Source organism: Streptomyces durbertensis (genome assembly GCF_014156695.1).
Taxonomy (GTDB): Bacteria; Actinomycetota; Actinomycetes; order Streptomycetales; family Streptomycetaceae; genus Streptomyces; species Streptomyces durbertensis.
The window spans coordinates 1-8,707 of record NZ_WMLF01000218.1; the positions used below are offsets into that span (position 1 = coordinate 1).

At 71.5% G+C, this 8,707-nt stretch carries 5 protein-coding genes; 1 reads left to right on the forward strand and 4 read right to left on the reverse strand.

Annotated elements, in window-relative coordinates; all coding sequences use genetic code 11:
- The first annotated feature begins 32 nt into the window (after positions 1–32).
- Positions 33–125: an excalibur calcium-binding domain-containing protein gene (locus tag GL263_RS29250; protein ID WP_438947962.1), complete on the forward strand. Its 93-nt coding sequence runs from the start codon at positions 33–35 to the stop codon at positions 123–125.
- Between the two features lie 165 nt (positions 126–290).
- Here the strand turns inward: GL263_RS29250 and GL263_RS15590 are convergent, their stop codons facing one another.
- From GL263_RS15590 to GL263_RS15605, 4 genes are all read right to left on the reverse strand, one after another.
- On the reverse strand, positions 291–443 hold the full coding sequence (locus GL263_RS15590) for a DUF2191 domain-containing protein (RefSeq protein WP_228456532.1): 153 nt from the start codon (positions 441–443) through the stop codon (positions 291–293).
- Complete coding sequence (locus GL263_RS15595) at positions 388–1,365, reverse strand: pentapeptide repeat-containing protein (protein WP_228456531.1); 978 nt, start codon at positions 1,363–1,365, stop codon at positions 388–390. The genes GL263_RS15590 and GL263_RS15595 overlap by 56 nt, the downstream gene beginning before the upstream one ends.
- A gap of 165 nt (positions 1,366–1,530) precedes the next feature.
- Positions 1,531–6,276 carry a DNA repair ATPase gene (locus tag GL263_RS15600; protein WP_182856321.1) on the reverse strand — a complete coding sequence of 1,582 codons (4,746 nt, stop codon included), beginning with the start codon at positions 6,274–6,276 and terminating at the stop codon, positions 1,531–1,533.
- A 243-nt stretch (positions 6,277–6,519) separates the two neighbouring features.
- Positions 6,520–8,571, reverse strand: coding sequence for a flotillin family protein (locus tag GL263_RS15605; RefSeq protein WP_182856319.1), 2,052 nt, complete (start codon positions 8,569–8,571; stop codon positions 6,520–6,522).
- Positions 8,572–8,707 lie beyond the last annotated feature (136 nt).

Below are 8,707 nucleotides of genomic sequence, written 5' to 3' on the forward strand. Positions count from 1 at the left end.
GCCCGGCCCCGGCCCGCCACCTGGCCCGTACGGTGGCCCGCCTCCCGGCGGCCCGGGCCGCGGGCACCGCTCCCGTCTACCGGGGGCAGCCCGGCTACGGCCCGCGTCTGGACTCGGGACGGTGACGGAGTCGGCTGCGAGTAGGGTGCCCCGGCACTCCGAGGGGCAAAACCGCCGTTCGAGAGGATCAATCAAAGGGTGGAGAAACGCTTCAATCCAATGGTTGATGCCGAGCTGTCCGCGCCTTCTCTACGCTCGGAGTTGTCGCCAGATCGGTCAACCGACCCCCGTCAGGCCTGTTCTTCCTTCGGCTTCGCGGCGGTCTCCTGGAGGTGATGGTCCACCCGGCCGGTGCGGGCCTCGGTACGGTGCCCGCGCTCGATGTAGTCACGAACGACGGCCTCGACGGCGTCCTGGGGGTTGTTCACCCCGGCGAGCACCATCACTTCGACGACCAGTTCGGCGTCGAGACTGACGTTGACCTTGGCCATCAGAAACTCCCTTGTCCTGAGAAGGACCCCAGTGTGAGGGACGTACCAGGCCGGTGGGTAGCCGTGTCGCCCGGTCTCCGTGGGCGGCGGCTGCCTGCGGTGGGGTGAGGAACAGCGCGGTGCTGAGGTCGGCGCCGTCGAGGCGGGCGTCTCTGAGGTCCGCTCCGATGAGTTCCGCGTCGCGCAGGTCGGCTCCCCGCAGGTCGGCGGCGATGAGGTAGGCGCCGCGCAGGTTGGCGCCTCGGAGGTCGGCTCCCCGCAGTCGCGCACCGATCAGGTCGGCGTTACGTCGGTCCGGCCCGGCGGGTCGGCCGGCGCGTGAGGCCGCCTGGTCTCGGACGAGCACGCCGACGCTCGTCAGCAACCGGTTGGCACGGTCCCGGAGGGCCGGCAGATCGCAGGAGGTGAGGGTTTCCGGCTCGGACCGGGCGAGGGCGGTGATCTCGGTTCCGAGCAGAGCGAGTTCGGTGTGGAGTGAGTCGGCCGCACGGTGGGCGAGCGCCTCGTCCAGGTACCAGAGCATCTCGTGCAGCTGCCGCATCACGGCGAACGCCTCGAACATGGCGGAGGCACGGGCGGGAGCCCCTCGCCAGTCCCGGCCGGCGAAGGTCGTCTGGGACACCCGCTGGCCGGCGCCGAAGCAGTCGAAGGTGGTGCAGCCGGAGTAGCCGTCCTGCCGCAGCCGGGCGTGGATGCCGCAGCTGGAATCCGCGCGGAGGTTCGCGCACGGCTTCCCCGCGGGCTTGTCGGTCGGGAAGCCGGCCCCGGAGCTGAAGGGGAGCGCCACACAGCAGAGCCCGAAGCAGCGAGCGCAGTCCGCGCGCAGCGTGGTCCGGTCGGCGGTCGGGAAGGTCAACTCTTCGGGCTCCAACAAGCAGAGGAGGGCAGGAAGGAAGGAGGTGCGGCCTGTGGGTCTGTGAGCGTAGCCGCCCGTTCGGCGGCACGCACTCCCGTTATCCGTGACCCGGGAGACGGCTGTGGTGCCGGCACCGCGCCGAGCGGCAGCGACAGCCGGCAGCGGAGCCGGCACCACAGGGGATCAGGCTGTCCCGCCGGTGCGGTAGGTGCGCTTGATCTCCTCCCATCGGGCGGCCTGCTCCGGGGTCTGGCGGCCACGGAGTTCGGCGAGCTTGAGCAGGTTGGCCTCCGCGCCTGTGGTGAGGGTCTGCGCCTCGCCCAGGTAGTGGTCGTCGATGAGCGCTTCCAGTTCGTCGTCGTTCATGACGGGCACGATCCGCTCGGCGAGCTTGTTCGTGTTCCGGTAGGAGCCCTGGAGCCGGAAGGGAGGCTCGGTCCGGTCGGTGTCGTCCATCGTGGCCGACGCGATGTAGGCGGCGTTGACCTTGAGCGAGGTCTGCTGGACGTGCAGCAGCTTGCGCAGCACGGAGAGGATCTGTTCGAGGTCCGCGGGGGTGTAAGGGTGCGCGAGACGGTCGGACTGCGCCGACTCGTCGCCCCTGGCAAGACGCACGAGCAGATCGATGTCGGCCCGCTCGCGCGCCGCGAGCGGCGCGAGCACGGGATTGGAGGTGAGCGCGTTCTCGATGTGGCTGAGTGCGAAGACCTCTTCCTTCCCGGACAGCACGTCGCCGAGGTTCCAGACGTCGGCCCGGTTGGCGAGCATGTCGGGGATGCGGAAGCGGGCTCCGGACTCGGTGAAGGGGTTGCCGGCCATGCAGACGGCGAACCGCTTGCCGCGCAGGTCGAAGGTGCGGGCCTGGCCGTCGGTGGTGGCGACGCCGTCCACCCGGCGCTGGGCGTCGCAGAGGGGGATGAACTTCTGGAGGAACTCCGGGGAGGTGTGCTGGATGTCGTCGAGGTAGAGGAAGACGTTGTTGCCCATCTCCAGGGCCAGGTTGACCTTCTCCACCTCTCGGCGGGCGGCGGCGTCCGGGGCCGCGGCCGGGTCGAGGGAGGTGGTGCGGTGGCCGAGTGCGGGCCCGTCGACCTTGACCAGGACAAGTCCGAGTCGGGCGGCCACGTACTCCATGAGCGTGGTCTTGCCGTAGCCGGGAGGTGAGAGGAGGAGCAGCAGGCCCTGGCTGTCCGTACGCCGGTCGTCGCCGGCGGTGCCGAGCTGCTTGGCGAGGTTGTCGCCGATGAGCGGCAGGTACACCTCGTCGATCAGCCGGTTGCGGACGAAGGCCGACATGACGCGCGGCGTGAACGAGTCGAGCCGCAGCCGCTCGCGTTCGGCGGCGAGCAGGGCGTTGCGCGCCCGGGTGTAGGCCCGGTGGGCGGGCACCCTGTGGGTCCGGAAGTCCTCGGTCCTGGCCAGGAACTCGTCCAGCCGCAGGGGGAGTTCTCCGCCGGTGACCCGGGGGTGACTGCCCAGCAGGCCGGTCACGGTGGTGCTGGTGGGGGCGGCGACGTCCCGGCGCTCGACGGCGTCACCGCACAGTTCGACCGCGGCGGCCTCGGCGAGGTCGGTGGTCGGCGCGGACCGGGCCTCGGCGTAGGCGCCGAGCCAGGCCAGGGCGAGCTGGTGGCGCGCGGTGAGGTCGTCGCCGAGCGCGCGCAGGTCCTCGCTGAACTCCTTGGCCTCGGCCGAGTGGTCGCCGCCGAGGGCGGCTCGGAAGTCCGCGAGGAGTTCCCGGGCGGCCCGCGAGGTGGCGAAGGCCGGTCGGCCGGCGGCCAGTTCCTCGAAGAGGTAGCGGCCGACGGCGCCGGTGTCCACGGCGGGCAGGCCGGCCCGCTGGAGGAAGCCGTCGGCGTGGGTGGCGAGTTCCGCGGCGAGTTCGGAGACGGCCGGGCCGGGGCCGAAGGCGCGGCGGGCCCTCGCCAGCGACTGGGCACGGGTGAGCCATGCGCCGCGGTGGGCGTCCTGGGTGCCGTAGGCCCAGAAGAGCTGGGCGGCGGCGCGTACCTCGGGGGTGAAGCACAGGAGGTCGGCCTCCTCCTGGAGGCCGAGGACGGCGGTGAGGATGGCGGCCGCGTCGTGGTCGTGGACACCTCGGTCGTAGCCCTCGTCGTAGGCGGCTTCGGCGTGCTGCCGGACGAGGGCCGTAAGGCCGCCGTCGCTCGCGGCGGCGGTCCGCAGGGCGGCCGGTTCCACGGCGGTGAGCACGGTGGCGGCCAGGTGCTCCGCCCGGTACATCCGCGGCGACTCGGAGACCAGCGGCTGGTCCCAGAAGTCGCGGGTGCCGTCGAACGCCTCGTCCTGGACGGGCGCGCGGTAGTCGGTGCCGGTGATGGCAAAGGCGAGTGCGCCGTCCTGCGGGACGAGCGTGAGGTCGAGCGGCTGGCTGTTGACGCCGAAGCGGTGGCGGCCGAGGCGGACGGTTCCTTCGGCGTCGTAGAGGTCGGCGCGGTCGCGAAGGCTGCGGGCGGCCTCCTGGCGGGCGGCCTTGACCCGGCCCTCGAGTTCGTCGGCGCGTACGGAGTCGCCGAGTGTGCGCAGTTCGTCGGCGGTCTCGCGGATCTTCGACACCAGCGGGTCGGTGGCGAAGTACGCGTTGACCTCGTCGAGGGACTTCAGGCTGCCGGAGCGCCGGGAGACGGTGCCGAGGATGCGTTCGGCGGACTCCACGAGGCGTTCGGCGTGGCGGGCGCGTTCGTCGAGCTGCGCCTGCTTGCGCGCGGAGAAGGTCTCGTAGATCTCCTCGCGCTGTTCGCCGAGTCGGGCGAGGTAGTCGTCGAAGGCGCCGAAGCGGGATTCCAGGTTCTCCAGCTGGAGCAGCAGCCGGCCGAGTTGTTCGTCGCACTCCTCCGGGGTGCCGGAGGCCGCGAGCGCGCCGGCGACGGCCTGGCCGAGGAGGGCGAACTCGGCGGCGAACTCGGCGCGTCCCTCCCTCTCCAGCAGTTCGCGGCGGCGTCCTTCGAGCACCGCGCGCGCCCGGTTGACCTGGCCCATGACCTCGCCGATGCGCTCCAGCAGTTCGGTGCGCACGGTGGCGTCGCTGATGTCGAGGCCGCCGACGACGTCGGTGACGACGCGCAGCCCCTCGGCGTGCTCGTCGACCTGCTCGGCGAGCGGTCGCGTGTCGGCGACGGTGCCGGCTTCGGCGGCCCGGGTGGTCAGGTCCTCGACGGCGGCGCGGGTGTCGTCGAAGGCGTCCTCGCGGGAGAGGTGCGACACCGCGCGGCGGCCGGTGGCGGCGAGCGACTCGGCGACCTCGGCGGACAGGGTGTCGAGGCGGTCGAGGTCGACGTGGCGCAGTTCGCGCAGGGACTCCACCGAGCCGTGGGCGCGGCGCAGTTCGGTCAGCAGGGTGACCCACGCGGTGGCGCCGCCGGGGGCCTCGCCTCGGGCGCGCCGGACCAGCGTGGTCACCCGGGCGGCGGCGTCGGCGACGGCGGCCCGGGCCTGGTCGCGCAGCGCCTCGACCCGCTCGAACTCGTCGATGACCTGCTCGGCGGTGGTCCGCAGCGACTCCAGCGGCTCGTGCAGCGCCTCGAGCCCTTCGGCGTCCAGCCAGTAGTAGGTGTCGGAGACGCGGGAGCAGGCGGCGACGATCGCCTCGAAGACGGCGGTGCCGGGCGCCATCTCGTCGGCCATGCGGGCGAGCGAGAGGGTGTCGGAGATGCCTCGGACGAGTTCGGCGTTGCCGATGCGGGTGAGCGGCCCGTCGACCTCGGGCTGGGCGGCGGCGTACGTCTCGGAGAGGTAGGGGGTGCGCCAGACCTGCATGGGGTGCACCCGGGTCGGTTCGTCGCTCTGCGCGCGGAAGACGACCATGGTGCCGTCCTCGAAGAGCGAGTAGCCGTGCGAGGGGATCGGGGTGGCGACCTCCTTGCGGATGAGGTTGTACGGCAGCAGGAGGGTGCGGCCCTCGGCGCGGGCGTGGAAGGCGTACAGCACGTCCTCGCCGTTGGGCGAGCGGATCGCGGACTCGAACTCCAGGTCCGTGGTGTCGGTGTCGAAGGTGCGTGCGGCGGCGCCGGCGGGCGCGGTGGTCAGGTAGTAGCCGCCGGGGAAGATGATGCCCTGGTCCTCCGGGAGGCGCTGGCAGGACAGTCCGATGCCGTCGAGCCGGACGACCTCCTTCGACCGCTCGTTGAAGACCAGGTGGCGGTACTCGGTCTCGTTGTAGGGCAGGACGCGCAGCAGGACGAGGGGCCCGACCCGCGCGTACGCCACGTCGGCGTCGGCGAGGGACTGGAGCGGCTCGTCGACGGGCTCGGAGTAGATGCCCTCGCCGGTCTCGGTGTTGTTCTCGATCTTGACGGTGAGGCTGCCGCCCACGGTCTCCACGAAGAGGGTGCCCTCGATGGAGATGTGCGGGTGCCGTCCGAGCACGTGGGACTCGCGGCCGGCCGGGGTCCACTCGAAGTCCTGGGCGGGTGGGAAGACGTGGTCGCGCTCGCCCTTGGCGTCGACGTACTCGGGGGTGCCGTCGGGGCTGATCCGCCAGCGCAGCACCCGGATGTCGGTCAGTCGTTCGCCGGTCTGGAAGACGGCGAGCAGCAGCGGCCCGGTGCGGCGCAGCTGGAGGAGTTCGGCCTCGCGGTAGTAGCGGTAGAGGTCGGTGAAGTCGCGGACGAAGGACGGGTCGTCGAGCAGTCCGGGCAGCGAGTCGGAGGGGACCTCGTCGAATCGGCCGTCGACGTACCGGTGGAGGGCGAAGACGTCCCTGACGTCGGTGGTCTGCTTAAGCCCGAAGTGGACGTTGTAGCCGACCAGCATCAGGCCGCCGACCTGCACGATGTCGCGGGGTACGCAGTTGTGTTCGGTGCGGATGCGGTCGTTGCCGGCGAGTTCCAGCTCGCTGCCGCCGAACACCTCCGTGCGCCGGGCGTTGAGCGCCTGTGCCCGGCGGGCCAGTTCGCCGGCGGCGGTCGACATGCGGTCGCGCAGGATGTCGTAGGTGCCGGCGTCGAGCCGGTTCGTGTTGTCGCCGTCGGCCTGCCGGGTCGCTGCCGCCGCGCCCCGTGCGTCGGTGCCCCGCGCGTCGGTGCCCTGCGCCTCGGTGCTCACGTCTTCCCCACTCCTCGCTTCAACTCGTGCAGACGACCGCGCGCCTGCGCGGGTCGGTGCCCGGGCCCGGCCGGGGCGGGAGGTCCTGCCTCGGCCGGGCCGGGTCGGGTGCTACTTCTGGGTGCTCTGGGCAGGCAGCCCGTTGAGTGCGGCCGGGGCCGTCGGCACCAGGGCGGTCAGCGGCAGGTCGGCGGCCGGTGTGCCGCGCACGGCGTCGAGCAGGGCCGTGAGCTGTCCGGTGTTGGGGCCTTCGGCGGCGATGAGCCGGGCGAGCAGTCCGCTGAGCGTCAGGTCGCGCAGCCCGGAGGCGCCGAGACCGGACACCATCGCGCCCAGGTCGCGGGTGAACGTCGAGTTCTTCGGGTCCAGCCACGGCCCGGCCATGGCCTGGACGCTGTCGCTGCCGGAGACGAAGGCGTCCACGCTCTTACCCGCGGTGATGGAGTTCACGAGGCGGTCGAAGAAGACGGAGTCGCCGCCGACGATGTCGATGTTGGCGTTCTCCAGTCCGGCGCCGACGAGGGTGGCCTGCGACTCGGCGATCTGCCGGTGCACGTCGATCTGCGCGATGCGGACCTCCTTCTCGGCCTCCAGGCGCAGGCGGTACTCCTCGTGCTCGCGGCTGGCCTCGTCGAGGGCGGCCATCGCGGCGGCCTTCTCGGTCAGGCCGTCGGCCTCGGCCTTCAGCTTCTCGCGCGTCGCCTCGGCCTCGGCGAGGCCCATGTCCTTGGCGGCCGCGGCCTCGACCTGGCGGGTGCGGCCGAGGGCGTCGGCCATCCGCTCCTTGACCTCGGCCTCGGCGAGTCCGTCGGCGGCGGCTTCGGCCTTCCGCCCCTCGGCGAGCCGGATGGCGGCCTGGGCGTCGAGTTCGGCGGCCTTGCGGCGCGCCTCGGCCATGGTCAGTTCCTCGGCGGCGCGGTGTTCGGCGGCCTGCTCGGCGGCCTCGGCTGCCTTGATGTCCTTGACCAGCCGCTCCTGGGCCTGTGCTTCGGCGGCGATGATCAGCGCCTGGCGCTCGCGCTCGGCCTCCTCGACGGTGCGGAGCTTCTTGATCTCCTCCTCCTGCTGGGCGACGGTCTTCTCGACGGCGATGCGCTCGCGGACGACGTCGGCGATGTCCCGCTTCTCGGCCTCGACCTCCTTGTCGGCGGCGATACGCCGGAGTTCGGTCTCCCGCTCGCGGGCGATGACCTCCAGCATGCGGTCCTTCTCGATGCGCTCGCGCTCGATGGCCTCGACCCGCTCACGGTTGAGCTTGGCGACGGCGACCTCGCGTTCGCGGTTCTCGTTCTGGATGCCGAGCTGCTCCTCGGTCTTGATGTGCGCGGCGTGCGAGCGCAGTCGCTCCTCGGCCTGGACGCGGGCGGTTTCGGCCTCCTCGCGGGCGCGGACGGTGTCGATCTCCCGCTTCTGCTTGATCTCGGCGTCGGCCTGGCGGCGTTCGAGTTCGAGGACGGCTTCCCGGGCGTCGACGTTCTGCCGGGTGATCTCCTTCTCCTCGTTGCGCTGGAACTCGTTGGTCGCGATGTGCTCGATCGCGGTCAGCTCGGTGATCTTCCGGATGCCCTGGGCGTCCAGGATGTTGTCCTTGTCCAGGTGGGTCAGGGGGGTCTGCTCGAGGTAGTCGATGGCGGCGTCCTCGAGGCTGTAGCCGTTGAGGTCGGTGCCGATGACGGCGATGATCTGGTTCCGGAACTCCTCGCGGTGCGTGTACAGGTCGGAGAAGTCCAGCTGCTTGCCGACGGTCTTCAGGGCCTCGGAGAACTTCGCGTTGAAGAGGGCCTGGAGGGTGTCCTGGTTGCTGGCGCGCTCGGTGCCGATGGCCTGGGCGACCTTGACGACGTCCTCACGGGTCTTGTTGACGCGGACGAAGAAGGAGATCCGGATGTCGGCGCGGATGTTGTCCTTGCAGATGAGGCCGTCGTGGCCGGTGCGCGCGATGTCGATCGTCTTCACCGAGATGTCCATGACCTCGGCCTTGTGCAGCACGGGCAGGACGACCATACCGGTGAAGGTCACGTCGACCTTGCGCATCTTGGAGACGATCAGCGCCTTGCCCTGCGGGACCTTGCGGAAGAGTCTGCTGACGACCAGCAGGAGCGTCAGTGCGATGAGGAGGCAGACGGCGATCAGGACGCCGATGCCCGTCGAGATGTCGGCCATGGGGTGAACTTCCTTGGATGGCTTGTGGGTTGCCTGAGGACTGGATGCGGGCGCGCGGGGGCGCCGGCCGGCCGTGGGCGGTCGGGCGGCCTGGGTGTGTTCGGTCGGGGTGCCGCGGGCCGCGGCAGGGGAAGGG